This is a genomic window from Frankia sp. AgB1.9 (assembly GCF_016786355.1).
In the GTDB taxonomy this organism is placed as follows: domain Bacteria; phylum Actinomycetota; class Actinomycetes; order Frankiales; family Frankiaceae; genus Pseudofrankia.
Genome location: NZ_JADWYX010000033.1, coordinates 18,866 through 42,607 on the forward strand (window position 1 = coordinate 18,866; position 23,742 = coordinate 42,607).

Annotated in this window: 29 protein-coding genes; 14 read left to right on the forward strand and 15 right to left on the reverse strand. The window is 71.3% G+C overall.

Annotated elements, in window-relative coordinates; all coding sequences use genetic code 11:
- Positions 1-369 precede the first annotated feature (369 nt).
- Both I6A60_RS15130 and I6A60_RS15135 read left to right on the forward strand, forming a co-directional pair.
- Positions 370-960, forward strand: coding sequence for an NUDIX hydrolase (locus I6A60_RS15130; RefSeq protein WP_203023173.1), 591 nt, complete (start codon positions 370-372; stop codon positions 958-960).
- Positions 961-970: 10 nt separating this feature from the next.
- Positions 971-1,273 carry a hypothetical protein gene (locus I6A60_RS15135; RefSeq protein ID WP_238435491.1) on the forward strand — a complete coding sequence of 101 codons (303 nt, stop codon included), beginning with the start codon at positions 971-973 and terminating at the stop codon, positions 1,271-1,273.
- 57 nt (positions 1,274-1,330) lie between these two features.
- On the opposite strand, the gene I6A60_RS15140 is transcribed toward I6A60_RS15135, so the two are convergent.
- From I6A60_RS15140 to I6A60_RS15150, 3 genes are all read right to left on the reverse strand, one after another.
- Complete coding sequence (locus I6A60_RS15140) at positions 1,331-1,729, reverse strand: PIN domain-containing protein (RefSeq protein WP_203023172.1); 399 nt, start codon at positions 1,727-1,729, stop codon at positions 1,331-1,333.
- Complete coding sequence (locus I6A60_RS44015) at positions 1,714-1,971, reverse strand: type II toxin-antitoxin system prevent-host-death family antitoxin (protein WP_203023184.1); 258 nt, start codon at positions 1,969-1,971, stop codon at positions 1,714-1,716. The genes I6A60_RS15140 and I6A60_RS44015 overlap by 16 nt, the downstream gene beginning before the upstream one ends.
- A 428-nt stretch (positions 1,972-2,399) precedes the next feature.
- Positions 2,400-3,326, reverse strand: a complete 927-nt coding sequence (locus I6A60_RS15150; RefSeq protein WP_203023171.1) for a helix-turn-helix domain-containing protein — start codon at positions 3,324-3,326, stop codon at positions 2,400-2,402.
- A 133-nt stretch (positions 3,327-3,459) separates the two neighbouring features.
- Here I6A60_RS15150 and I6A60_RS15155 point away from each other — a divergent pair, with 133 nt between their 5' ends.
- From I6A60_RS15155 to I6A60_RS15185, 7 genes are all read left to right on the forward strand, one after another.
- Positions 3,460-4,755: an amidohydrolase family protein gene (locus tag I6A60_RS15155; RefSeq protein WP_203023170.1), complete on the forward strand. Its 1,296-nt coding sequence runs from the start codon at positions 3,460-3,462 to the stop codon at positions 4,753-4,755.
- On the forward strand, positions 4,752-6,008 hold the full coding sequence (locus I6A60_RS15160) for an amidohydrolase family protein (protein WP_203023169.1): 1,257 nt from the start codon (positions 4,752-4,754) through the stop codon (positions 6,006-6,008). The genes I6A60_RS15155 and I6A60_RS15160 overlap by 4 nt, the downstream gene beginning before the upstream one ends.
- A gap of 50 nt (positions 6,009-6,058) precedes the next feature.
- On the forward strand, positions 6,059-6,856 hold the full coding sequence (locus I6A60_RS15165; protein WP_203023168.1) for an acetoacetate decarboxylase family protein: 798 nt from the start codon (positions 6,059-6,061) through the stop codon (positions 6,854-6,856).
- Positions 6,857-6,958: 102 nt separating this feature from the next.
- On the forward strand, positions 6,959-7,753 hold the full coding sequence (locus tag I6A60_RS15170) for an SAM-dependent methyltransferase (protein ID WP_307873691.1): 795 nt from the start codon (positions 6,959-6,961) through the stop codon (positions 7,751-7,753).
- Positions 7,754-7,827: 74 nt separating this feature from the next.
- Entirely contained in the window at positions 7,828-8,697 is an 870-nt protein-coding gene (locus tag I6A60_RS15175; protein WP_203023167.1) for a PIG-L deacetylase family protein, read from the forward strand.
- A gap of 44 nt (positions 8,698-8,741) precedes the next feature.
- Positions 8,742-9,005, forward strand: coding sequence for a DUF2277 domain-containing protein (locus I6A60_RS15180; protein WP_203023166.1), 264 nt, complete (start codon positions 8,742-8,744; stop codon positions 9,003-9,005).
- Between the two features lie 109 nt (positions 9,006-9,114).
- Entirely contained in the window at positions 9,115-10,800 is a 1,686-nt protein-coding gene (locus I6A60_RS15185; RefSeq protein ID WP_203042276.1) for an AMP-binding protein, read from the forward strand.
- Between the two features lie 4 nt (positions 10,801-10,804).
- Here I6A60_RS15185 and I6A60_RS15190 read toward each other — a convergent pair whose 3' ends face one another.
- A complete protein-coding gene (locus tag I6A60_RS15190; protein WP_203023164.1) occupies positions 10,805-11,788 on the reverse strand; it encodes a DMT family transporter in 984 nt (327 codons plus the stop codon).
- An 82-nt stretch (positions 11,789-11,870) separates the two neighbouring features.
- Positions 11,871-12,422 carry a CGNR zinc finger domain-containing protein gene (locus I6A60_RS15195; protein WP_203023163.1) on the reverse strand — a complete coding sequence of 184 codons (552 nt, stop codon included), beginning with the start codon at positions 12,420-12,422 and terminating at the stop codon, positions 11,871-11,873.
- Between the two features lie 89 nt (positions 12,423-12,511).
- Between I6A60_RS15195 and I6A60_RS15200 the strand changes: the two genes are divergently transcribed.
- Positions 12,512-13,756 (forward strand): DMT family transporter, encoded by a 1,245-nt coding sequence (locus tag I6A60_RS15200; RefSeq protein ID WP_203042277.1) that lies wholly within the window; start codon positions 12,512-12,514, stop codon positions 13,754-13,756.
- Here the strand turns inward: I6A60_RS15200 and I6A60_RS15205 are convergent.
- The 4 genes from I6A60_RS15205 to I6A60_RS15220 form a co-directional block, all read right to left on the reverse strand.
- Positions 13,666-14,094 carry a VOC family protein gene (locus tag I6A60_RS15205; RefSeq protein ID WP_203023161.1) on the reverse strand — a complete coding sequence of 143 codons (429 nt, stop codon included), beginning with the start codon at positions 14,092-14,094 and terminating at the stop codon, positions 13,666-13,668. The two genes, I6A60_RS15200 and I6A60_RS15205, sit on opposite strands and share 91 nt — an antisense overlap.
- A 69-nt stretch (positions 14,095-14,163) precedes the next feature.
- Entirely contained in the window at positions 14,164-14,613 is a 450-nt protein-coding gene (locus I6A60_RS15210; protein WP_203023160.1) for a helix-turn-helix transcriptional regulator, read from the reverse strand.
- 3 nt (positions 14,614-14,616) lie between these two features.
- A complete protein-coding gene (locus I6A60_RS15215) occupies positions 14,617-15,231 on the reverse strand; it encodes a TMEM175 family protein (protein WP_203023159.1) in 615 nt (204 codons plus the stop codon).
- A gap of 130 nt (positions 15,232-15,361) precedes the next feature.
- Positions 15,362-16,132, reverse strand: coding sequence for a YoaK family protein (locus tag I6A60_RS15220; RefSeq protein ID WP_203023158.1), 771 nt, complete (start codon positions 16,130-16,132; stop codon positions 15,362-15,364).
- Between the two features lie 180 nt (positions 16,133-16,312).
- Between I6A60_RS15220 and I6A60_RS15225 the strand changes: the two genes are divergently transcribed.
- Together I6A60_RS15225 and I6A60_RS15230 are read left to right on the forward strand one after the other, a co-directional pair.
- Positions 16,313-17,179 (forward strand): SMP-30/gluconolactonase/LRE family protein, encoded by an 867-nt coding sequence (locus I6A60_RS15225; protein WP_203023157.1) that lies wholly within the window; start codon positions 16,313-16,315, stop codon positions 17,177-17,179.
- A gap of 234 nt (positions 17,180-17,413) precedes the next feature.
- Complete coding sequence (locus tag I6A60_RS15230) at positions 17,414-17,716, forward strand: hypothetical protein (RefSeq protein WP_374113359.1); 303 nt, start codon at positions 17,414-17,416, stop codon at positions 17,714-17,716.
- A gap of 35 nt (positions 17,717-17,751) precedes the next feature.
- Here I6A60_RS15230 and I6A60_RS15235 read toward each other — a convergent pair whose 3' ends face one another.
- Both I6A60_RS15235 and I6A60_RS15240 read right to left on the reverse strand, forming a co-directional pair.
- Positions 17,752-18,339, reverse strand: a complete 588-nt coding sequence (locus tag I6A60_RS15235) for a class I SAM-dependent methyltransferase (RefSeq protein ID WP_203023155.1) — start codon at positions 18,337-18,339, stop codon at positions 17,752-17,754.
- Between the two features lie 2 nt (positions 18,340-18,341).
- Complete coding sequence (locus I6A60_RS15240; RefSeq protein WP_307873692.1) at positions 18,342-18,725, reverse strand: VOC family protein; 384 nt, start codon at positions 18,723-18,725, stop codon at positions 18,342-18,344.
- A 54-nt stretch (positions 18,726-18,779) separates the two neighbouring features.
- Here I6A60_RS15240 and I6A60_RS15245 point away from each other — a divergent pair, with 54 nt between their 5' ends.
- Positions 18,780-19,532: a helix-turn-helix transcriptional regulator gene (locus tag I6A60_RS15245; RefSeq protein WP_203023153.1), complete on the forward strand. Its 753-nt coding sequence runs from the start codon at positions 18,780-18,782 to the stop codon at positions 19,530-19,532.
- A 14-nt stretch (positions 19,533-19,546) separates the two neighbouring features.
- Here the strand turns inward: I6A60_RS15245 and I6A60_RS15250 are convergent, their stop codons facing one another.
- The 4 genes from I6A60_RS15250 to I6A60_RS15265 all read right to left on the reverse strand — a co-directional run bounded on the left by I6A60_RS15250 (position 19,547) and on the right by I6A60_RS15265 (position 23,069).
- The gene (locus I6A60_RS15250) at positions 19,547-19,825 is read right to left on the reverse strand and encodes a hypothetical protein (RefSeq protein WP_203023152.1); all 279 of its coding nucleotides are present in this window, start codon (positions 19,823-19,825) and stop codon (positions 19,547-19,549) included.
- 73 nt (positions 19,826-19,898) lie between these two features.
- Positions 19,899-20,075, reverse strand: coding sequence for a hypothetical protein (locus tag I6A60_RS15255; RefSeq protein ID WP_203023151.1), 177 nt, complete (start codon positions 20,073-20,075; stop codon positions 19,899-19,901).
- Between the two features lie 258 nt (positions 20,076-20,333).
- Positions 20,334-21,905, reverse strand: a complete 1,572-nt coding sequence (locus I6A60_RS15260; protein WP_203023182.1) for a S9 family peptidase — start codon at positions 21,903-21,905, stop codon at positions 20,334-20,336.
- Between the two features lie 204 nt (positions 21,906-22,109).
- On the reverse strand, positions 22,110-23,069 hold the full coding sequence (locus I6A60_RS15265; RefSeq protein ID WP_203023181.1) for an NADP-dependent oxidoreductase: 960 nt from the start codon (positions 23,067-23,069) through the stop codon (positions 22,110-22,112).
- A 94-nt stretch (positions 23,070-23,163) separates the two neighbouring features.
- On the opposite strand from I6A60_RS15265, the gene I6A60_RS15270 reads away from it, so the two are divergent.
- Positions 23,164-23,736: a TetR/AcrR family transcriptional regulator gene (locus I6A60_RS15270; RefSeq protein WP_203023150.1), complete on the forward strand. Its 573-nt coding sequence runs from the start codon at positions 23,164-23,166 to the stop codon at positions 23,734-23,736.
- Positions 23,737-23,742: the final 6 nt, after the last annotated feature.

Here is a 23,742-nt window from a genome sequence, read left to right on the forward strand (position 1 = left end):
CGAGAACTGCGCAGGGACAAAAGGGAGGAATTGGGGTATCGCGCGCCGTTTTGTCTGCGCAGTCAGTGATCAAGGCGCCTCATTGGGGCGTGAGACCGCCTTGATCACTGACTGGGCAGGGGAACTGGTTGGTCCCCGCCGCGTTTTCATACTCAGCCAGCGATCACTCGACGCCGGCAGCCCCTCAGCGCGCTGATCGACAGCGGGGAAGGGACTGGCGTCTCTTCCCCTATTTGCGTCTTCCGTACAGATGCCCCCAGCTACAACCCCGCGAGCGTCGGAACGCAATCATGAGCTGGCGCGACCGTAGCCAACCGTATTGGGACCGGCGCTAGGGTCTGACCGGAGGGCGAGCGTCGGGGTGGTGCGGTGACGATCGAGGTTCGGGGCAGCCGGGTCGTGTACGAGAACCGGTGGATGCGGGTGCGCGAGGACGCGATCGTCCGCGCCGACGGCAGCTCGGGCAGCTACGGCGTCGTCGAAAAGCCCGACTTCGCGCTGGTTGTGCCCGTGGACGTCGACGGGCTGTGGCTGGTGGAGCAGTACCGCTATCCGGTCGGTGGCCGGTTCTGGGAGTTCCCGCAGGGATCCTGGGAGGACCAGCCGGACGTCGACCCACGCGAGCTGGCGGCGGCGGAGCTGCGCGAGGAGACCGGGCTGCGTGCGGGGCGTCTCGACCACGTCGGGCGGCTCTTCGCGGCCTATGGGTACTCCACGCAGGGGTGCCAGGTCTGGGTCGCGTCCGAGCTGTCCGCGGGGCCGCGCGAGCTGTTGGTCGAGGAACAGGACCTGGTCGCCCGGCACGTCGGATTCGACGAATGGGCGGAGCTTCTCGCCGCGGGGACCATCCAGGACGTGAACACGCTCGCGGCGTGGGCCCTGCTGTGCGCACGCCCGCCCGAGGGGCTCGCCCTGCCCGACACCGCGCGGTTGGGCGGATCGGGCGACATTCGCCGTTAGCCTGCGGATCGTGCGAGTGCGCCGTATCGACGTCCGGGACGTCGGCTGGGAGATCGACCAGCCGTCGTACCGCGTCCACTTCTGGACCCGACCCGCGCACTCGAACGCCGCGCCGACCGCCACCGAGTTCGAGATCACCGACACCGACGTCGCGGACGTCCTCGGCTGGGCTCAGCGCACCGCCGGCAACCGAACTTTCGCCCTCTACGCCGTCTGCGACCTGGGCGACACCAAAGGCCTGGTCAGGTTGACGGGCGCGGACCCGACGCGGGCGTCCGGCCCGCGGGCCACGCACTCGATTGGCCCCCGCTGACGTCACTCGCCGCCTGGGTAGGACCTCCGGGCGCTTCGCTTCCGGGAACGCATGAATCTACGATTCGGCGGCGTTCACCCCCGGGAGGTCGGCAAATCGGGCCTTTGCGTCCCAGCTGACGATGGTTCGGCCAGTCTCGGCAGCGTGCGCGGCAACGATCAGGTCATGTTTCCCCCGCGGTCGGCCACTCTTGCGCGACCAGGCCATCAGCCGTGCGTGATGCGCGGCGGTGCCGTTCGTGTAGGCAAGCACGTCCAGAGCCGATGTAATGGCCGCCAACGACCGGGACCGGTGCGCCGCCCGTTCTGCACTGTCGGCCAGCTCGATGCCGACCCGATATTCCGCCACCGTGACTGCGGCGACCGCTACTTCGTCATCGTCCCATGCGAACTGATCGACAGTTCCCCGCTCGAAGGCGACCAGCAGGTTCGTATCGAGGATCAGGCGCCGGCCCATGGATCACCTTCATAAGGTAGGAGTGAGTCGACCGCCGCGGCGATGGTCTCTTCAAACGCGTCGTCCGGAGGGGTGGTACCCGCGAGGGCAGCCCGCAGATCTGCCCCGGTCCGGCGACGCGCCGGCCCGATCTCGGCGATCCGACGGTTCCCACGCGTGATCGTGATGGTCTCACCGGCTTCGACTGCGTCAAGCAGGTCGGAGAACCTTCGCGAAGCCTCAGTGGCCGTCATCGTTCTCATGAGAGCGAGTGTAATCTGACAATCAGATTCGCCGCCGGTACGGCCTTGATCGTCGAGAACGGTTAGCAGTTCATCAAGGAACGCCGACGGCATCCGACCGGCAATGCCACATTTGTTCTGCGCATCGGAGCATGGAAGGTCAGGGACCGCCTCGCGCAACAGTGCGGCGGCACACCGGATCCGCCATCTCGCGTCCGGCCCAGAGCGCCGCCCGAGCCGGTCAGAGCCAGTCATCGCCATCCCCCAGTTCATCGGTACGGGACAAACTGTTTCCCATTCACGGTCCGCAGGCGCCGTCCACGACTCGGAACCTGCCGGGTCAGACCGTGTCGACTAAGACCCTGTCTGGTCAGACAGTACCAGATGGGGATCATCTGCGCAGGCGAGCCCGGGAGCCCGGGTCGGGGGTCGGATGACGCCCCCGCGGCTCAGACCGGCTGCGCGGCGGGCGCCCGGCCGGCGATGTCGGCGGTGAGGGCTGTGGTGGCGGCACGCAGGGCGGCGCCGACGCGGTCGGCCTCGGCGCCGGTGATGTCAGCCGCGAAGCCGCGCAGCGACAGGAGCAGGGTGACCTCGCCGTGGGCGTCGAACACGGGGGCCGACACGGAGTCGACACGGTAGGTGGCGGCTGGATCCAGGTCGCCGGCGACGAAGTCGGTGGGGTGCGGGAGGTGGGCGGCCAGGTCCCGGAGGAGGGCGGGGAGCTGGGCGCGCAGGTTGGCGGCGGCCGCGGCGCCGACCTGGCGGCGGATGCGCTCGTCAAGAGAAGCCGCGAGCTCGACGGAGTAGCCGCAGGCCCGGATGACCGGAAGGATCTCGTCGCGGTACTGCGCGCGGTCGGCGTCGTCCTGCCCTGCATCGTCGTGCGCGGCCCGGTCCAGCCAGGCGTCGACGACGGCGTCCGGCTGCCAGGCCATGAAGGTGGCGCCGAGCGGCGGGTGGAACGGGATGCGGTCGCCGACCCGCAGCGTCGCGACCGGGCGCGGGCCGTGTGGGTCGACGACGAGGTGCGCGACGGTCGCGTACTCGGCGGCCGGGACGAGGGCGACGACGGACAGGCCGAGGCGGCGGTGCAGGTCGGCCATCAGCGCCCGCCCGGCGGCGAGCGCGTCGGTGCCCGCGGCGGCGGCCTGGCCGGCGGCGATCAGGCCGGGGCCCAGCGCGTAGGTGCGCCGGGTCGGGTGGCGTCGCAGCCAGCCGGCGCGTTCCAGGGCGGCGAGTGTCGGGTAGCAGGTCGCCGGCGTCGCGCCGAGCCGCCGCGCGATCTCCGACTGGCTCAGCCCACCCGCGGCGCCGGCGAGCATTTCCACGACCGCGACGACCCGGTCGGTCTGCGGCGACGGACGGGACGACATGGTCCGCACTCTAGCCGCGTCTTTTGCATAGTGCGAATATTGACATGCCTGGTGCAAAGAGGTTCCCTGATCGGGCGGCGGACAGGGCCCGTCGTCACGCCGATGCGGCCGGCCGAGCCGGAGGGACATCCCCATGCCCAACCCCGAAAGCACGCCAGACACCAGCGCGTACGTCGTCATCTCGTCCGACTCCCACGCGGGATTACCCACCGAGCAGTACCGGGACTATCTGGAGAAGGAGTTCCACCCGGCGTTCGACGAGTTCCTCGCCGGCCGACCGGCCGCGGTCGAGGAAATCCGCCGCAGGGGCGTGACCGACGAGAAGTTCGCGCAGAAATGGTTCACCGAGAACGCGGAGCGGCTGGAGGGCGGCTGGGAGGCGGAGCGGCGCAACAAGGAGATGGACGCCGACGGTATCTGCGCCGAGATCATCTTCCCGGACGCGGACGCCGTCGAAAGCCGCACCTGCGCGCCGTTCGGCACCGGGCTCGGGCTTTCCGGTGACCTCGACCCGGTACTCGGCCTGGCCGGTGCCCGGGCGCACAACCGCTGGCTCTCAGAGCTGTGCGCCGACTCGCCACAACGCCGCCGCGGGGTCGCGCTGGTGCAGATCACCGCGCCGCTGGACGACGTGCTGGCCGAGATCCGCCGGGCCTACGAGTCGGGCCTGCGGGCGGTGATGATCCCGGCGATGTGGATGAACCAGGCCCCGTACCACGACCGGCGCTACGACCCGGTCTGGGAGCTGTGCCAGGACCTGGAGCTGCCGGTGCTCACCCATTCCGGCCCGGCGGACAAGGAGAGCTACGGCGACCACCTCGGCATTTACGTCACCGAGGTGACCTGGTGGCCGGCCCGCCCGATGTGGTTCCTGCTCTGGTCGGGCGTGTTCGAACGATTCCCCCGGCTGCGGTTCGGCGTCGCCGAGGCGGGCTGCTGGTGGGTGGCGAACCTGCTGTGGTTCTGGGACCGGCTGTACCTCGGTTCGAAGGGCGCGGAGAAGCTCGGCTCCCTCGGCGACCTGACGATGGCCCCGAGCGACTACTTCGACCGGAACATCTTCATCTGCTCGTCGAACACAAAGCGGCGCGAGATCGGGATGCGCTACGAGATCGGCGTCGACAACATGCTCTGGGGAAACGACTTCCCGCACCCCGAGGGCACCTGGCCTCGATCGCGCGAATGGCTGAGGAAGACCTTCCACGACGTGCCGGTCGACGAGACCCGCCGCATGCTCGGCGCGGCCGCGGCCGAGGTCTTCGGGTTCGACCTCGACGAGCTGCGGCCCATCGCCGACCGGCTCGCGGTCACCCCGGAAAGCCTCGGCCAGAACGACGACGACGCCAATATCGCCAGCTGGGCCCGCGCGAAATCCGCGGGCCGGCACTGGCTGACCGGCGACGACCTGCCGATGGGGGTCGCCGAATGAGCGGGAACGGTCCAGCGCCCGACGACCGGTACGTCGTCATCTCCGCCGACTGCCACGGCGGCGGCAGCATTCTCGACTACCGCCCCTACCTGGAGAAGCGTTACCTCGACGACTTCGACGCCTGGTCCCGCGACTACGTCAACCCGTACTCGGACCTGGAAGGCGACCTGGGCCCGCGAAACTGGGACTCGTCGCGGCGGCTGGCCGACCTGGAGGCCGACGGCATCGTCGCCGAGGTGATCTACCCGAACACCGTGCCGCCGTTCTACCCGAACAGCTCCCTGGTGGAGCAGCCGCCGGCGCCGAACTCCGGCGACCTGGACCGGCGCTGGGCCGGCCTGCGGGCACACAACCGGTGGCTGGCCGACTTCTGCGCGGCCGCGCCTGGCCGGCGCGCCGGGATCGCCCAGATCATGCTGCACGACGTGGCCGCGGCGGTCGCCGAGGTGCGGTGGGCCAAGGAGAACGGGCTGACCGGCGGGGTGCTGCTGCCGGGGGCCCCGCCCGGGTCGGGGGTGCCGGCGCTCTACGACCCCGAGTACTACGAGCCGCTGTGGGCGGTCTGCGCCGAGTTGGACCTGCCGGTCAACCACCACGCCGGCTCGGCCGCCCCGCCGGCCGGCGAGCGCGCCGAGGACAAGGTGATCCTCCTGCTGGAGGTCACCTGGTGGGCCCACCGGGCGTTCTCCCACCTGCTGGTCGGCGGGGTGTTCGAGCGGCATCCGGGACTACGGCTGATCCTGGCCGAGCAGGGCACCGCCTGGATCCCGGAGGAGCTGGCCCGGCTCGACTACTTCTTCGACCGGATGGGGACCGACCGGTCCGGCTCGCAGGAGGCCATCTGGGGCCAGCAGCTCGTCGGGCGGATGTCGCTGAAGCCGAGCGAGTTCTTCGCCCGCCAGGTGTCGATCGGCGCGAGCTTCATCCGGGGCCACGAGCTGCCGGCCGCCAGCCGGGTCGGCTTCGGCAAGATCATGTGGGGCAGCGACTACCCGCACCGGGAGGGCAGCCACCCGTTCTCGCGGGAGGCGCTGCGGGCCGCGTTCGCGGGCGTCGACCCGGTCGACGTCGAGCGGATGCTGGCGACGAACGCCGCCGCGACGTACGGCTTCGACCTCGACGCGCTGCGGCCGGTCGCCGACCGGTTCGGCCCGACCGTCGCCGAGATCGCCGAGCCGCTGAAGCCCGCGTCCCTGCCGGCGGAGGCGGAGAAGTGCCCAGCCCTGATCGGCTACGGCGCCCCCGCGAGCTGATCCACCCCGTTCCGTTCCCAGGACCATCACGCTCCCCAGGAGGAGACGCCGTGGCGACCCGCATCCGATATGGCGCCCGTACCCCCGAGCAGCTGCGCAACCGTGAGGTCGAGGCGACCTCCGTCGACACCTGGGCGACCTCGCTGGTCGCGATCTACGAGACCGACCCCGCCCTCGTCGCGGCCGTCTTACCCCCGCCGCTCGTGGCCTCCGTCCCCGAGCACGTCCGAGTGACGATCGCGCGGGTCGACATCCGCGACCTGCCGCCGTTCGGCGCCGGCACGTTCGCCGTGGGCGCGACTCACGACGGGATCGCCGGCGACTACGCGCTGACGATGCCGATGTCGACCGAACAGTCCGTCGTCGGCGGTCGGGAGACGTTCGGCGAACCGAAGAAGATCGCCGACGTCCGCCTGGACCTTTCCGGCGGCCTCGCGGTCGGCAGCCGGCTGACCGGCTCGTTCACCCGGCTTGGCGTCACCTATGTCGAGATCGCCGGGATACTCGTCGAGGAGCTGCCGCTACCCGCCGACCGGGTCCGGACCAGCTTCTACCTGAAGTTCCAGCCGGCCCCCGACGGCAAGGGCTTCGACGACGACCCCGGGCTGGTGCACGTCCAGCGCCGGGAGAAGACCCGCGCACTGTTCAAGGTCGACGGCGAGGTCATCCTGCGCGAGTCCCGGTTCGACCCGGTCGCGGATCTGCCGGTCCGGCGCCTCGTCGGCATCGAGATCGCCGAGCGCTCCAGCCTCCAGACAGGCGCGATCGTGCGCCGTCTGCCGCAGGAGGACGTCATCCCGTTCGCGCACCAGCGTTACGACAACCTTTCCCCTGTCGGAGAGGAGTAGGTCTGTTCCCGCTTGCCCGGTGCTCTGCGAATGTGACCCGGTACGCGTGGGTGACCAGGTGTACCGGGTCAGGCAGGCACCGACCGACGGGGTGGGCGGACAGTGGCAGAGGAACGGCAGGCACCGGACGGGCTGAGCACGGAGATTCCGCACATCGCCCGGGTGTACGACTACTGGCTCGGCGGCAAGAACAACTTCGCCGCCGACCGGGCGCTGGCCGAACGGGTGCTGGCCGCCGATCCTGCCGTCCGCCTCAGCGTCCGGGCGAACCGGGCGTTCCTGCGCCGTGCGGTGACCTTCCTGGCCGGCGAGGCTGGCATCCGGCAGTTCCTCGACATCGGCACCGGGCTTCCGTCCTCGGACAACACCCACGAGGTTGCCCAGCGGGTCGCGCCCGAGAGCCGCGTCGTTTACGTCGACAACGACCCGATCGTTCTGGTCCATGCCAGGGCGCTGCTGACCGCCAGCGTCGCCGGCACGACCGCCTACCTGCAGGCCGACGCGCGCGAGCCCGAGAAGATCATCGAGGCCGCCGCGGCGACCCTCGACCTCAGCCAGCCGGTCGCGATCATGCTGATCGCGATCCTGCACTCCATCTCCGACGGCGACAAGCCCGGTCAGCTCGTCCGCGCGCTGGTCGACGCCGTGCCGTCCGGCAGCTACGTCGCCCTCACCCACATCACGCTCGACCTGCGCTCGGAGCACGAGGGGGTCGCCGAGCAGCTCGACAACTCCCCCATCAAGGTCTTCTGGCGGACCCGCGCGGAGGTCACCGGTTTCCTGGACGGCCTGGAGATCCTGGAGCCCGGAGTGGTGTCGACCTCCCAGTGGCGGCCCGAACCCGGCGCCGACACGACCCCGATGCCGCTCTGGTCCGCGATCGCCCGTAAGCCCTGACACCACCCGGCCGGAGCCCTGACACCACCCGGCCGGCGGCCGGACGGGCCCGGCCGCCTGGCAGGATCGGCGCCATGGCGACGGTGGTCTCGTTCCACGCCCATCCGGACGACGAGGCGCTCTGGACCGGAGGAACGCTGGCCCTGCTGGCCGCGGCCGGCCACCGCGTGATCATCGTGGTCGCCACGGACGGGGACATGGGCGATGGGCCGGCGGCCGGGGCTCGGCTGGCGGAGCTCGCCGCGAGCGCCACGGTGCTGGGCGTCGCGCGGGTCGAGTACCTGGGCTACGCCGACAGCGGGCACGGGCCGCTGCTCTACCCGGACCCGGCAGACCGGCGGCGGTTCGCCCGGGTCGACCTCGACGAGGCGGCCGGGAAGCTGGCCGCCCTGCTGCGGGCCGAGGCGGCCGAGGTCCTGATCAGCTACGACGCCCAGGGCGGCTACGGGCATCGCGACCATGTCCGCGTCCACCAGGTCGGTGCCCGCGCGGCCACGCTGGCCGGCGGCGTGCGGGTGCTGGAGGCGACCCTCCCCCGCGAGCCCGTCGAGCGGGCCATGCGCCTCGGCCGGCTCGGCGCATCCCTGCGACCGGCCCGGCCCCGCGGCGCGGCCTCGGGTCGGCAGCCGGTTGGGCCGCCGGCCAGCGAACCAGACCCGGCCTACTCGCCGAACCCGCCGATGTTCACGCCGCGCCGGGAGATCGCTTACCGGGTCGACGTCCGTCGCCACGCCCGAGCGAAACGCGCCTCGCTCGCCGTCCACGCCTCCCAGCTCACCGGCCGGTCCGCGCCCGCCAGGCTGCGTCGCGCGGCCGTCCAGCTGCCCGTCCCGCTGTTCGCCCTGCTCGGCGGTCGCGAGTACTTCAACGACCCGGCCGCCACCGGCGCCGCGTTCCTCGACGTCTTCCCGCCGGTCGACCCGGCGTCGCCGCGCGGCGGGTGAGGCGCCCGGCCTGGGCTGTCGGTGGCCGGGCCTACCGTGGGCTTATGTGCAGGAACATCACGGAGCTGCGCGGGCTGGAACCGCCGGCGACCGACGAGGAGATCGCCGCGGCGGCGTTGCAGTTCGTCCGCAAGGTCAGCGGTCTGCGGCAGCCACCACCGGGCGCGGCCGAGGCGTTCGACACGGCGGCGGCCGAGGTAACGGCGTCAATCCACCGGCTGCTGAAGGCGCTGCCGGCCCGGCGCCAGCCACCCGCCACAGTCCCGCCCCTGCGCCGCCCGGAGGTCCGCGCCCGGCTCGGGCTCTGACGCCCGGTCCGAAAGGACCGGGACGGCGGACGCTGGCGCGTCTCGCGTGCGATCGTGGAGCCTGTGTGATGGGCGCCACACCTGGCGCGGCGGACGGGAGGCCACGGCGATGGTGGCGACGACCGGTCGGTCCTTCGCGGCGGACGCGGGCTCGGGCGACGAGCGGTGGGCGCCGGACCCGGCGCTGGCGGCGGCGCGGGCCTATACCTGGGTGACGCAGCTCGTCCGGCACGCCCAGCAGGTGCCCGACCAGGCCGCCCTGCGGTTCGACGGGCGGACCGTCACCTGGAGCGAGCTGGCCGACCGGGCGTCGCGGGTGGCCTCGGCGTTGACCCGGCGCGGGGTCAGGCCGGGTGACCGGGTCGCGACACTGATGCTCAACCACGTCGAGCACGTCACGGCGTTGCTCGGGGCCATTTGGGCTGGGGCGATCGCGGTGCCGGTGAACTTCCGCCTGGTCGGGGCCGAGGTCGCCTGGATCCTGGACAACAGCGCGGCCACGGCCCTCGTCGTCGACGCGGCGACCGCGCCGGTGGCCGCGGCGGCCCGCGAGCAGGTGCCTGTCGAGGTGTGCCTGGTGGTCGGCGGCGACCCGACCCGCGCCGGAACAGGAGCCGAGGACTTCGAGGCGGCCGTCGCGGCGGAGCCGGAACTGCCGGACGCTGCGGGGGCCGCGGGTGTCGCCGGCGGGCGCTTCCCGTACGCCCAGGTCCAGGAGACGGACACGTTCCTGCTGATGTACACGTCGGGGACGACCGGCCATCCCAAGGGCGCCATGCTGACGCATCTCAACCTGCTGATGCAGGCGATCACCGCGCTGCGCTCCTACCAGCTGTCCGGCCCGGACATGGCGGTCCTGGTGGCCGCGCCACTGTTCCACATCGCGGGTGTCGGGGCGCTGGCGCCGGCGATGCTGACGGGCGGCCGGGCGGTCATCGCGCCGACCGGGGCTTTCGACCCCGAGGCGGTCATCCGGCTGATCGCCACCGAACGGGTGACCAGCGCGTTCCTGGTGCCGACGCAGTGGCAGGCGGTCTGCGCGGTGCCGGGGGTTCGCGACCTCGACCTGGCGCTGCGCTCGATGTCCTGGGGCGCGTCACCGGCGCCGGCGTCCACGTTGGAGGCCATGGCGTCGACGTTCCCCGCGGTCGCCAACATCGCCGTTTTCGGCCAGACCGAGATGTCTCCCGTCACCTGTGTTCTCGACGGCGTGGACGCGCCGCGCAAGCTCGGTTCGATCGGGAAACCGGTGTCGACGGTCGCGGTCCGGATCGTCGACGAGGAGATGCGTGACGTCCCGCGCGGCGAGGTCGGGGAGATCGTCTACCGCGGTCCCGGGCTGATGGCGGGCTACTGGCGCGACCCCGAGGCGACCGCGGCGGCCTACGCCGGCGGCTGGTTCCATTCCGGCGACCTCGTCCGCGAGGACGACGAGGGCTTCCTCTACGTGGTGGACCGCAAGAAGGACATGATCATCTCGGGCGGCGAGAACATCTACTGCGCCGAGGTGGAGAGCGCGATCGCCGGCCATCCCAAGGTCCGCGACGTGGCGCTCATCGGCGTCCCCCACCCCCGCTGGGTCGAGACCCCGCTCGCGGTCATCGAGCCCGCCGACCCGGCCGACCCACCGACCCTCGACGAGATCCTGGCCTGGACCAAGGACCGTCTCGCCTCCTACAAGAAGCCGACCGCCATCCAGCTCGTCGACCTCCTCCCGCGCAACGCCAGTGGCAAGATCCGCAAGGTCGACCTCCGAGCCCGCTTCGCCCGGCGGCCCGCGAACTCGGCCGGCTGACGCGCTACCGGGCCGGCCTGCGCCGCGGCAGCACCCAGCCGCGCGCACCGGAGCCGCCGGCGGCCGCCGGGGCGGGCGCCAGCGCCACCGCGGGGTCCGGGGCCACGACGACCGGCTCGGCGGAGGCCGCCTGGCCGCGGGTGGACGTAGCCAGGACGGAGCCGGCGAGGACCAGGGCGAAGCCGGCGCCGATGGTCCAGGTCAGGGGCTCGCCGAGGATCACCGCGCCGGCGGCGACCGCGACGGCAGGGTTGACGTAGGTGATGACGACCGAGCGGGCGCTGCCGACCTCGCGGATGAGCGCGAAGAACAGGACGAACGCCGTGGCGGTGCAGACCAGGCCGAGGCCGACGAGCGCGCCCAGCACCCGGCCGCTGGGCATGGCGTGCGGCCAGGTCGCGATCGCGGGACCGACGTAGACGAGCGCCGCGAGCGACACACACGCGGTCGTCATCGGTAGCGGCGGGACGTCACCGAGCTTCCTGGCCGCGATCATCGGGGCGATCGTGTAGCAGACCGCGCAGATCAGCACCTCGGCAACCGGCCAGACACCCACATGGCTGATCCCGGGAACCGCGAGCACGGTCACGCCGCCGGTACCGACCGCGAGCCCCAGCCACCGAACCCGGGTCACCGGCTCAGCGCCACCGGCGAGTCGGTTCAGCAGCACGGCGACGACGGGCGTCGCCGCGATCAGCAGACCGGTCAACGAGCTGGACAACCGCCGCTCGGCGTCCGACAGCAGAATCCACGGGCCGACGATCTCGATGCACGCGAACGCCACGATCGGCTTCCAGTGCCGGCGTACCTGCGCCAGCCCGGCCCGGTCGCGCAGCGCCACCGGCAGCAGCACCACCGCCCCGACAGCCGTACGCGCGAGCACGACGACCGGCCCCGACACGTCCTCGACCGCGACCTTGATCAGGAGATAGGGAATCCCCCAGATCACACCCATCGCGGCGAACAACAACCAACCCCGCCGGCTCACCAGCGACCTCCTGTCGACCGAGCCACATCGATCACCTCATCCGCTCCTTCGCGCCGACCCGGTGGTCGGGGTCGCGCGGGAGCTACGAGCCGGACGTCTTCTGGGTGGAGCGGCGGGCGCGGTAGGCGGCAACGGCCTCGCGGTTGCCGCAGGTGGTGGAGCAGAACCGGCGGGAGCGGTTGCGAGAGAGGTCGATGACCAGGCCGTCGCAACCGTCGGCGGCACAGACGGCCAGCCGGGACAGCTCGTCGGAGCGGATCATGTCGACCATCGCCATCGCGGTCTCGACCATGATCCGGTCGGTGAACGGCGCGTCGGGGGAGATGGCGTGCACGTGCCAGTCGAAGCCGCCGTGGCGAACGAGCAACGGGACGGCGTGGGCGTCGGCGAGCAGCCGGTTGACCAGCTCGGCGGCGTCGTCGCGGTCGCTGGTGAGCAGCCGGCGCAGGTCGGCCCGCAGGGCCCGGACCGCCGCGAGCTCGGCCTCGTCGTGGTCCCGCCGGCCCGTGTAGTGGAACTCGTCGAAGAAGTCGTCGAGCTGTTCGAAGGTCTCCAGCGTGCCCGGCGGTTCGGCTGAGTTGACCAGCCACACCGCGGCAAGCAGCGACGCCTCGGTGTCATGAGCGAACAGCATGTTGACATATTACACTTCCGCCCCATACCGTCACGAGCCACGGGGTCCTTGACACATGACACAAACACACGACACAAAGGCGGCGGCGCGTGGGTGGCGAGACGGGTACGACCCAGGGCTCAGGTCTGACCCGTGGGCCCGCCGCGGGGACGGCGCTGGCGCTGCTGGCGGCCGGGTCGTTCGGGCTGTCGGGGGCGCTTGCGCGCGGCCTCCTGGACTCCGGCTGGACGGCCGGAGCGGCGGTCACGGCACGGGTGTCGCTGGCCGCCCTGGCGCTGCTGGGACCGGCCCTGGTCGCGCTGCGGCGGCGCTGGTGGCTGCTCCGGCGCAACGCCGGGCTGATCGTCGCCTACGGGCTTGTCGCGGTCGCCGGGTGCCAGCTGTGCTACTTCAACGCGGTCACGCACATGGAGGTCTCGTCCGCGCTGTTGTTGGAGTACACCTCGCCGGTGGCCGTGGTGCTGTGGCTGTGGGCCCGGCATGGCCAGCGGCCGGGTCTGCGCACCGTCCTGGGCGCCGTACTGTGCGCGCTCGGGCTGGTCGGGGTTCTCGACCTGATCGCCGGCGCGCAGGTCAGCCTCATCGGGGTGCTGTGGGCGGCCGGAGCGATGGTCGGCGCGGCGATCTACTTCGTCCTGTCGGCGGCCGACGACACCGGGCTGCCACCGATCGTCCTGGCGGCCGGCGGACTGGTCGTCGGCGCTCTCGGGCTGCTGACCGCCGGGGCCGTCGGCGTCGTGCCCATGGCGGTGTCGACGGCACCGGTGACCTATCAGGGCACGACGATGCCGTGGTGGCTGCCGATCACGCTTCTCGGGCTGGTGACCTGCGCGCTCGCCTACTGGGCCGGGATCGCCGCCAGCCGGCTGCTCGGGCCGCGCCTGGCGTCGTTCGTCTCGCTTTTCGAGGTGCTCTCGGCGCTCGCGTTCGCCTGGCTGCTGCTCGGCGAGCTACCTCGACCGATCCAGCTGATCGGCGGCCTCCTCGTCCTGGCCGGCGTCATGACCGTCAGGTCCGGCGAATCGACCATCGCGGCCGACGAGCACCCGGAGGCCGTCGCCACCGGGCTGGCAGCCAGCCCCGGCGGGCACCCGCGGCACGACCGGCGCCGGGCAGCCCACGTCGCGGCCGCCCGGCGCGCGGCCGCCCGGCGCGCGGCCGCCCGTGCCCGGCGGGCGTATGCCGGCTCGATCCGCGGGCCGCGCTCGGTCCGGGGGCTGGCGGACGGCGCCGGCCGCTCTGGTCAGGCGAAATCGGACGGGCTGAACGCCTTGGGCTCGACCAGGACCAGCCAGTTGCCGGAGACGTCGCGGATGACCGCCTCGACCCCGTAGGGACGGTCGGACGGCTCCTGGACGAACTCGACGCCCTTGGCGCTCAGCTCCTCGAAGGTCTTCCGGCAGTCGTCGACCTTGAGGCCGAGGCCGCCGAGCTGGCCCTTGCCGAGCTGGCGGCGGTAGAAGTCGGCGGCCTCCGCGTCGAGTGGCGGGCCGGGGACCATCAGGGTGATCGTCAGCTCCGGCTGGCTCGGATGGCCGACCTCCAGCCAGCGGAAGCCCTCCCCCATGGTCACGTCGGTGCGGACCTCGAAGCCGAGCGCGTTGACGTAGAAGTCGCGGGCCTTCTCCTGGTCGAGGCAGTAGACGGTCACCAGCGAGATGTTCGTGATCATGAGTTCAGCCTAGGCCGGCCGCGCGGGCCTGGTCTTCTCCGAGATTGCGCGGGTCCGCGAACCCGCAGGTCATAGCGCGGGGCCGCCGGCAGCACCGCCGGCCGGGGTGCCGCCGGCGGTGCCGCGCAGGTCCATGGAGCCGCGCATGAACAGGTAACAACCGGGGACGTGCGGGGCGCCGCGGGTGGCCCAACGGTCCCGGTAGGCGGTCGGGCTCTCTCCTACGAGCTGTGTGAAGCGCGCGGAGAACGAGCCGAGGCTGGCGAAGCCGACCATCATGCAGATCTCGGTGACGGTCAGGTTGGCGTGGCGCAGCAGATCCTGGGCGCGCTCGATCCGTCGGCGGGTGAGGTAGCGGATCGGGGTCTCGTCGTAGGTGGCCTCGAAGCAGCGGACCAGGTGGTACTTCGACACCGCCGCGACCCTGGCCAGCTCGTCGAGGTCCAGCGGTTCCCGGTAGTGCCGGTCGATGTGGTCCCGCACCCGCCGCAGATGCGGCAACAGCTCCAGGGGCACCACGGTTCAGTCCGGGGAGCCGAAGTCGCGGACGGCGCGGTCGATGCGGCGGTCCGGGACGATCCAGCTCAGGGCGACGAGAACATAGAAGCCGATCGCGAGCACCACGCCCAGCTTGTCGTGGGTGCCGACGAAAAGCGCGGACAGGATGCCTGCGGAGTAGAACAGCGGTGACAGCTTGCCTTTGAGATCGCGGCCGACAGCCTGTCTGAGCTGGGATTCAGGACCCTGACCCCGGATGATCACACGTTGCAGGACGAAATAGGCGACCGCCGCGGCCAGCAGGTTCACGCCGTAGATGACGACCGGGGTGCGGGCGTAGTCGGTCTCGTCCATCCACGCCGTGGTGAACGGGAGAAGCGAGAGCCAGAACAGCAGCCCGAGGTTCGCCCAGAGGACTCCGCCGGTGACCTGGCGGACCAGCTGGAACATGTGGTGATGATTGTTCCAATAGATTCCGACATAGACGAAGCTGAGCACGTAGCTGAGCAGGGCCTTGCCCGCGGTGTGCCGAAGGTCCGCGAAGGTGTGCCCCTCCGGGACCTTCAGCTCCAGGACCATGATCGTGATGATGATGGCCAGCACGCCATCGCTGAAGGCCTCCAGGCGGCTCGTTCTCACCGGCCGACCGTCCCGGGGCCGCCGATCTTCGGGCCCGCCGCCGCCCCGCTCCCAGGTGTCCGCATATCGCTATAAGAGCATCCCGCGCGCTGGACGCTCAGCAAGGGCCCTGGTCAGGACCGAGCTCGGATCAGACGGGTGAGGGCCCGCTACCTGTCGCCGCCGCCTCAGCTGGCTTTCGCGTCCACGCGGCGGTGGAGGTGCGGACCCGGACCCCCGTGGCGACGACCACGAGCAGCAGGCCGATCGCGACCAGTAGCTCCCATTCCCCGCGCCCGTGCTCGATCAGCATCGCGCCGGACAACGCGCCGATGAACAGGCAGACGACCGAGAGGGCCCGCCGGCCGATCTGGCGCCTCCCGTGCCCGTTGGCCGAGTCCGCCATGATCCCGGTGATCGTCCGGGTCATCACGGTTGTCGTCAGGCCGGGGACGTCCAACATAAGGACCGTCGCGTTCTGAATACCCATGCCGACGGCGAGCAGGCTGATCATCGCTGTCGCCGCCCCGTCCGAGTACGGGCGAGCCAGGACGACGTCGAGGACGAACGCGACCACGACGAGAACCGTCTGGACGCTGACCGCCAGGAGCAGCTGGCGGCCGCGGTGCGTGCCGTGGAGGTGCGCGATCCGGCCGCCCGCCAGGGCGCCCGCCACGAACGCGCTGAACGCGAGCAGCGAGGCCCACCAGACGAACTCGCGTGATCCGCCGAGCGAGAACGCGAGAAAGACGACGTTGCCGGTCATGTTCGCCACGAAGACATGCCGCAGCTCCAGGTAGCTGAACGCGTCGACCAGCCCGGTCACGAAGGTCAGGACCACCAGCAGCGCTGGCAGCGGACCGGACGGGTCGTCCCGCGCTGGCACGACCGTGCGCCACGCGTCCACCAGGTTCTGTCGCATCCGGCCCCCTCCAGCGAGGCCCGGCCCTCGAGCGCCGGACTCCCCTACGAGAGCACGGATCCGACCCGTGGACCTGTCGGGCCGGCGAGGGCCGCGTCTCTCGGCCGGCCGACACCTGGCGCCGGGCGATGCGAGGATCGGACCTCGGCATTGCCGTCGAACCGAGCCGGAGGTTCAGGAATGAAGGTCTTAGCAAGCGGGCTGCGTTTCCCCGAGGGGCCGATCGCCCTCGCGGACGGCTCGGTCCTCGTCGTCGAGATCGAGGGCGGCGCGTTAACCCGCGTCGCGGCGGATGGCACGGTCACGCCGCTGCACTGCGGCGGCGGTCCCAACGGCGCGGCCGCCGGCCCGGACGGAGCGATCTACGTCTGCAACGACGGTGGCCTGGCCTTCACCACCAAGGACGGCATACGGTTTCCCGTCGACCACGCCGAAGGCAACGAGGGCGGCTACGTCCAGCGGGTCGACCTGGCGACCGGCGACGTGGAGGTGGTGTTCACCCACGTCGACGGAAACCGTATCGGAAATCTCAACGACATCGTTTTCGACGCGACCGGCTCCTGCTATCTCGTCGACACCACCCACGGCGCCTTATACTACGCGGACCCCATTGACGGGACGATCGAAGTCGCCGAGAAAGACCTTTCCTACCCCAACGGTATGGGCCTTTCTCCCGACGGCACGAGGCTCTATGTCTCGGAGACCTATTCGGGCCGCGTTCTCGCCTGGAACGTGACGGCGCCGGGCACTCTCGCCGCGAAGACCGAGCTGTTCTCCACCGGCGGCGAGCACCACTGGGACGGCCTCGCGATCGACGGCGCCGGCAACGTGTGCGTCGCGAACCTCGGGAAGTCGGGCATCACGGTCCTCAGCCCACAGGGCGAGGTCCTGCGGGAGTTCGTGACCCCGGAGTACGACCCGTTCGTGACGAACATCTGTTTCGGCGGCCCCGCCGGTGACACGGCGTTCCTCTGCTCGGCGGGCCGCGGCATTCTCTACACCTTCCCATGGCCCTGGCCTGGCCTGCCGCTGCACTTCGCCTGCTGAGCCACAACCAGCACACACGGCCGTTGCGAGGCCCTTGCGACCGGGCTGTGCCGGCGCTGTGATGTCGGAATCCGGACCGCCCCGGCGCGGCGGGCCGGCTGCCCGACGGTCATCGCGACCTGCGCCGGGGCTACTTGACAGGGTGATCCGCCAGCCGCCAGGATCGAATGTATGTTCGATCTCCTCGGGGCCCGCTCTCGCACTCACGTTCGCGTCGTTCGCGAAGGTCGGCTCGTGCCGTACCAGCGGATCCCGGCGCGGATCGACACCGACTCGCGCCCGCCGGAGGCTCCAGCTCCCGCCACTCTGCCACCGAGCGTGGCGCGGCTGGCGGCCCGGACGAGACTGTCCGCCGAGCTGCTCGCCGCCATCATCGCGGTCGACGGGCGGACGCGCGCGACTCTCGACGACATGGAGCGCGCGGACGCGCTCGCGGACGTGCTCCTGGCCCGCCGCCGGCAGCGCGCCGGCCGGCAGCGCCCCGAGCCCGCGGGGGGCGCGGCCACGGCAGACGGGATCACCGCCGCGCACGCCTGAAAGGCGCGATACCCCGGCCCCCGAAGAGAACGAACTCAGTGCTCCAGCGATTGTCCGTCGACTGACCGTCGCGCACGGAAGCGGACGGCGAACTCGTTGACCTCCACCTCGACGTCGACGAAACCAGCCGATGCCAGTCGCCCGGCGAGCTCCGCCGGGGCGATCGGGACGCAGACATCGTCGTGGTGGAGGGTCCGGAAGTCGGGGCTGTCGAGGCTGTCCTCGCCGACGAACAGGCCGCCGGGACGAAGGAGGCGCCGGACCTCGGCGAACAGGGCGTCCTGCCGCTCGACGGTCGGAACGTGGTGCAGCATCGTGAGGCACACCGCCGCGCTGAACCGGCCGCCAGGAAGCCCGGTGGCGGTCGCGTCGGCGGACACCACGTCGACGTTTCCCCCCGCCAGTCTGCCGGCGAGCGCGTCCGCGAGGTCCCGGTCCACCTCCACCGCGGTCAGCCTCCCGGTCAGGGTGCGCAGCACGTCGGTGGTCAGCCCGGGTCCCGGACCGACCTCCAGCACGTCGTCACCGAGGTCGACCCCGTCCAGCACCCAGGGAATGATCCAGCGTCGTACGGTTTCCGCCCATTCCGCGCTGGAGCAGAGCGCCAGATGTTCCGCATTCATCGTTATTCGGCCTCCGGGTCGTACTGCATCGCGCCGACCGCGTTGCCCGCTGGATCGCCAAAGAAGATCAGATGCCCGACTCCGCTGATGGTGAACCGGTCCATCAGGATTGTTCCGCCTGCGGCGCGAACCGCTCGCGCGACCGCATCGACATCCTCGACGGCGAACGTGCATTCAAGGCCCGTCGTGACCTGCCCCGGCACCAGTGCTCGTCGTTGCTGGAGTGCTCCCTGGACACCGGGCTCATCATCCGGGCCAGTCTGAATCTTGTAGAAACCCGGCGGCCCCCAGGCGGTGAACCGCCAGCCGAACACCGTCTCGTAGAAGGCGCGGCTGGCCGGAACGTCATCGGCGTTGATCGCGAAATGGGAAAGGTTTGTCGGCACGGCCTCATGCTGGCACCGCGCCACGGTGTCGCGACACCTAGACTCCGACAAGTTATGTCGATTTCCCGCCATGACCGGGCCGAACCAGCCGTGCGGGGCTACGCGGTCACCCATCCCCCCGGCGTGGCGGCGCTACCGATCCAGGCCGGCTGGGACCAGCTCCTCTACACCGCCTCCGGCGCCATGACGATCTCCACGCCGGCCGGCTCCTGGTTCATCCCGCCGCACCGGGCCCTGTGGATCCCGGACGGCGCTCAGGCCACGGTGCGCAACCGCTCACCCGCCGCCGTCCGCAACCTGTACTTCGCCACTCCCCTCGGCGTCGCCCCGCCCAGGGCTCAGGCGGTCGCGGTCCCCGAACGATTCGGCCGAGAGTTGCTGCTGCACGCGGTCCGACGCTGCCCCCTCGACCTCGGCGACCCGGTTCAGGCGGCGCTGCTGACCGTGCTCGTCGATCAGCTGCGCGGGCTGCCGGAGGCCTCCGTCTGGCTCCCGTGGCCCGCCGACCCGCGTGCGTCCGACCTGGCCACGGCGCTGCTCGCCGACCCCGCCGCCGAGCTGACGCCCCTCGCCCACCGGGTCGGGGCCAGCCGCCGCACCCTGGAACGCGCGTTCGGTGCCGAGACCGGCCTGAGCCTCGGCGCCTGGCGCCGCAGAGCCCGCATCCTGAGCTCGCTCGACACCCTCGCGGCGGGCGGCTCCGTCACCCAGGCCGCCGTCGAAGCCGGCTACGCCACGCCGTCCGCCTACGTCGCCGCCTTCAAGCAGGAGCTCGGCCAGACCCCGCGCCATTTCCTCAACGGATAGTCGCCTCACGACCGTCAGCCGGGAGGACCGCTTTCCTCCCGGCCGCCATGGAGGTAGTCCTCGAAGGTGGGGCGCCGGTCTCTTTGGCGTGACCACAGAACGGCGGCTACCAGCGCGGCAGGGGCCATGGCGAGCCGTGACGTTCGTCGGGCCAGTCGCCGGAGAGCTGTGAACAGTTCCCGGAGGGCCTGCCACGGGTGTCCCAGGGCCACGACGGCCACCAGGAACGCCGCGCCGCCGCGGCTCATCCCGCCGAAGTCGTCCGACTCGGGTCGCGCCTTCTCCTTGGTCACGACGCGAGACCGAACGTGAAGCGGGGCAGGCCGTCGTCGCGGGTCAAGAGGGTCCTTCCGTCGGCACGCGAAATCAGGAGAAGACGAGCAGGGCGCCGGTGCCCGCTCCCACGTCCAGCGCACGCATCCCGCGCCGTCGCGCCAGGTGCCGTCCGACGGCGGCCTTCCACCCAGCCAGGCCTCCGTCCGGCACGTGGCGGGAGGCTCGAAAGGCCGACGCGGCGACGTCGTCATACGCAATGAGAGCCATGGCCCCTCCGGATGCTCGTCCCACCGGCATTGTCGCGCGCGTGGCACCAGCGCCGGGTCCGGCATGGTCGCCCGTTCGTTTGATCGCTGTTTTGGCCCTCGAATGGTCACAAAATCGCGGCGGTTACAGCCACCCGAGGGCCAAAACAGCGATCTTGCTGGTCTCGGGACGAGGTCGTCTTGTTCGATGCGCCCCCTGGCCAGGCCCGAACTCGGGTTCGTCGTGTAGTGCCCGAAGCAGGCCGCCTCCGGAGACCGGTCAGGACGCGGGGATGGGCGTGCCGGCCTTTGCCAACGGGGCGGCCAGCGATACCGACAGCTGCACGGTGCCGTGCGACACCTGCGGCGCGAACAGCGCTGATCCAGCTACTACCTGCAGGATCAGATGGCTGTCCGGCGCTACGTGCCAGGCGACCGCGGCCATCGTGACGGTCACGCTGTGCTGCTGTCCGTCCAGGCGCAGCTTGACGGGGGTGGCCTGGTTGCCGACCACGAGGTGCCGGTCGGTATCGACGAGCTGGGCGTACGCGACGGTGTCGGCCGGGTCCGCGGTGCCCTGGTAGGTGACGGTCAGCTTCGGCGCGCCGAGGATCTCGCCGGCGGCGGCCGGCGGTGGGATCGCTGACTCCACGGCCGTTCCGGCGGCGGCCGGACCGGCGGCGGTCGCGGACCCGGTCGTCACGCTCGGGTCGAGGGTGAGGGTGCCCTGCCCGGTCGCGGTGAGGGACCCGGCGCTCGCGGGCGGGTAGCTGGCGAGTCCGTACCAGGTGCCGGTGTCGTCGACGTACTCGAACCCCGGGCCGGTAGCCGTGCCGGTCCGCTGTTTGAGGTACCGGTCCAGCCAGCTGAGCGTGAGCTGCTCGGTGTGGTCGGCCGGGCCTGGGTTGGTCAGGCATTCCCCGTGCCCGCCGCAGAACCAGGCCATCTTCACCGGAACCTTGCCGTGCAGCGCCTGGTAGTTCTTGATGCCCTGCGCCAGCGGGAAGAGCGTGTCCACGGTGCCCTGGAGGATCAGCGTCGGCACGTGGATCTTCGCCAGCAGCAGGTCGGGGCCGTGGTCGGCGAACCAGGCCAGCGTGTCCGGCGAGAGGGGGGTGTTGGTGCGGCTCGCCTGGCAGGAGTCGAGGACATGCGAGTCGAGGCGGTTCTTGCCGCTCTGGCCGATCTGGCAGAGCAGGCCGTCCCAACCGGCCTTGTTGACGGTGTCCGGGTAGAGGCTCTCGGTCAGGGAATGCCAGGCGATCGCCGGGACGATGGCGTCGACGCGTCGGTCCGACGCCGCGGCGATGAACTGGATGCCCCCGCCGTAGCTTCCGCCGACCATGCCGACGCGGGGATCGCCGGTCGCGTCGAGCTGCGCCTCTGGCTGCCGGGCGAGCCAGGTGACGAGCGCGGTCAGGTCGCGGCCCTCGAACGGCGTGTAGTCGGTGTGCGCGGTGCCGCCGGACCCACCGAAACCACGCGGGTCCCAGGTCACGACGTTGTAACCGGCGGCCACCAGCGGCGCGATGCTGCCGGTGGCGGCCTTCGCGTCGGTCTCGCCTGGCTGTCCCCAGCCGGGGCCGTCCAGCACGGTGGGGGCGCGCCCGCCGGCCCGCAGCCCGACGGCCGGGAAGAAGTGCGTCACGATCCTGGTGCCGTCGAACGACGTCACCGTCGTGGACCGGGCCTCGACCGCCGGGCCCGTGCCCGCGACGGCCGGCGCGACTCCGGCCGCGGCCCGCGCCGCCGGCCGGTCCGATGTGCCGCCACCGCCGCAGGAGCACAGGGCCAGCAACGCGACGATCGCCCCGGAGATCAACACCGGAAGCCGCCAGCGGTTCATCATCATCCGCACCCCTGCCGGCACCCGCGCGCAGACGGCCGGAACCAGCCGAAACGCCGGACTACATGAGAAATGAAGCCCGGTGAGGTTAACGCCGCAGCCCACACTCATGCCACTGGCCGTTGGGCCCGTTGTCGATCAGAAGTGGTAAGCGCGGTGACGGTCGAGGACCGCCGCGAAGGTCTGCGGTGGTGGGCTGTGCCGGTATGGCTAGAGGTCGATGACGATCTTGCCGTGGACGTGCCGGCCGGCCTGGAGCTCGACCGCCGCGCGGATCTCCTCCACCGGGAATCGTGCCGCGATGGGCACACGGAGCTGACCCGCCGCGACCAGGCCAGCGATCTCCTCGATGGCGCCGGGGGCGGCGTTGGCGCCGTTCGCCGGTGTGATCCCGTCGACCTGTGCGGCGATGGTGGTGATGCGCTCGTCGGGCACGCCAAGTTCCCGTGCCACCTGCAGCGTCTCCGTGCCGTACAGGTCGATCGCCGCGGTGACGCCCGCGGGAGCCAAGGCACGGACCCGGTCGGCCAGGCCGTCGCCATAGGCGACCGGCTCGGCCCCGAGGGCGCGCAGGGCATCGGCCGACGTCGCCGATCCCGTCCCGATCACTCGTGCGCCCGCGAGGCGAGCGAGCTGGACGGCGAACACGCCGACCCCGCCGCCCGCGCCGCCGATGAGCACCGTGTCGCCCGGGCCCGGGTTGACGACGGCGAGGGCGGCCGCGGCCGTGCACCCCGCTATGGCAAGGGTCGCGGCGGTGCGGTCGTCGACTCCGTCGGGGGTCCGGTGCGCGTCGCCGCCCGCCGCGATGGTCCCTGTCACGTCGATCACGACGTAGTCGGCGACCGCGCGGGAGAGCGCGCCGCCGAACACTCGGTCGCCGAGGGCGAACTCGGTGACGCCGTCACCGGCCTGGTCCACGACCCCTGCGTAGTCAGTTCCGAATCCGGACGGCAGGGTCAGGCCGAATCGAGCGGCGGTGTCCGCGTCGGAGGTGATGATCCAGTCCATCGGGTTCAGTCCAGCCGCGGTGACCCGCACGCGGATCTGTCCGGAGGCGGCCTGCGGCGCGGGTACCTCGCGCAGGTTCAGGACCTCACGGCCGCCGAATGACTCGAGCCGGACCGCTCGGCTCGTAGTCGCCGACGTGTTGACGTTCGGTTCTTGCATGCTCACCCGTCTCCTTGGCGGCGAAGGACGGAACCAAAACGGACTATGCTCCGCTTGCGCAAGGCACCGTAACACAATCGGAGCGTGTTCCGTTTTGACAGAGTCAGACAGCCGCGTACTGCGTGCGGACGCGACGCGCAACCGCGGCCAACTCCTCGAAGCAGCGACCCGCGTGTTCGTCTCCGCCGACGGCACCGAGCCGTCCATGCGCGCGATCGCCCGCGAAGCCGGAGTCGGCATCGCCACGCTCTACCGGCACTTCCCCACCCGCGAGTCTCTCGTCGACGCGGTCTACCGCGATCAGGTCGCGCGGCTCACCGCCGGCGCGCGCGAACTGCTCACCCAACTTCCCCCGCCCGCGGCGCTGCGACGCTGGATGGACCTGTTCGGGGACTGGATCGCGACCAAGAACGGCATGCTCGACACGCTGCTCGCGATGATCGACTCGGGCGAGATCGCCCATGCCCAGACCAGGGCCGAGCTGCTCGCAGCCATCGACGCCATCCTCGACGCCGGCCGTGCGACGGGCGAGCTCCGCACCGATGTCACCGCCGAAGACATCGCTGCCAGCCTCATCGGCATCTTCACCGTGGCCCCCCGGCCCGACGCCGCCAGGGCAAGCCGCCTGCTGAACCTCCTGATGGACGGTCTGCGGCCTACGCCCTGAGGTGCT

Bases quoted from the DNA above. Each gene is read 5' to 3' on its own strand.
- I6A60_RS15140 (WP_203023172.1), bottom strand. From the start codon at position 1,729: ATGGGCCGGCGCCTGATCCTCGATACGAACCTGCTGGTCGCCTTCGAG.
- I6A60_RS44015 (WP_203023184.1), bottom strand. From the start codon at position 1,971: ATGAGAACGATGACGGCCACTGAGGCTTCGCGAAGGTTCTCCGACCTG.
- I6A60_RS15150 (WP_203023171.1), bottom strand. From the start codon at position 3,326: ATGTCGTCCCGTCCGTCGCCGCAGACCGACCGGGTCGTCGCGGTCGTG.
- I6A60_RS15155 (WP_203023170.1), top strand. From the start codon at position 3,460: ATGCCCAACCCCGAAAGCACGCCAGACACCAGCGCGTACGTCGTCATC.
- I6A60_RS15160 (WP_203023169.1), top strand. From the start codon at position 4,752: ATGAGCGGGAACGGTCCAGCGCCCGACGACCGGTACGTCGTCATCTCC.
- I6A60_RS15175 (WP_203023167.1), top strand. From the start codon at position 7,828: ATGGCGACGGTGGTCTCGTTCCACGCCCATCCGGACGACGAGGCGCTC.
- I6A60_RS15180 (WP_203023166.1), top strand. From the start codon at position 8,742: ATGTGCAGGAACATCACGGAGCTGCGCGGGCTGGAACCGCCGGCGACC.
- I6A60_RS15185 (WP_203042276.1), top strand. From the start codon at position 9,115: ATGGTGGCGACGACCGGTCGGTCCTTCGCGGCGGACGCGGGCTCGGGC.
- I6A60_RS15195 (WP_203023163.1), bottom strand. From the start codon at position 12,422: ATGCTGTTCGCTCATGACACCGAGGCGTCGCTGCTTGCCGCGGTGTGG.
- I6A60_RS15205 (WP_203023161.1), bottom strand. From the start codon at position 14,094: ATGATCACGAACATCTCGCTGGTGACCGTCTACTGCCTCGACCAGGAG.
- I6A60_RS15220 (WP_203023158.1), bottom strand. From the start codon at position 16,132: ATGCGACAGAACCTGGTGGACGCGTGGCGCACGGTCGTGCCAGCGCGG.
- I6A60_RS15225 (WP_203023157.1), top strand. From the start codon at position 16,313: ATGAAGGTCTTAGCAAGCGGGCTGCGTTTCCCCGAGGGGCCGATCGCC.
- I6A60_RS15235 (WP_203023155.1), bottom strand. From the start codon at position 18,339: ATGAATGCGGAACATCTGGCGCTCTGCTCCAGCGCGGAATGGGCGGAA.
- I6A60_RS15245 (WP_203023153.1), top strand. From the start codon at position 18,780: ATGTCGATTTCCCGCCATGACCGGGCCGAACCAGCCGTGCGGGGCTAC.
- I6A60_RS15255 (WP_203023151.1), bottom strand. From the start codon at position 20,075: ATGGCTCTCATTGCGTATGACGACGTCGCCGCGTCGGCCTTTCGAGCC.
- I6A60_RS15260 (WP_203023182.1), bottom strand. From the start codon at position 21,905: ATGATGATGAACCGCTGGCGGCTTCCGGTGTTGATCTCCGGGGCGATC.
- I6A60_RS15265 (WP_203023181.1), bottom strand. From the start codon at position 23,069: ATGCAAGAACCGAACGTCAACACGTCGGCGACTACGAGCCGAGCGGTC.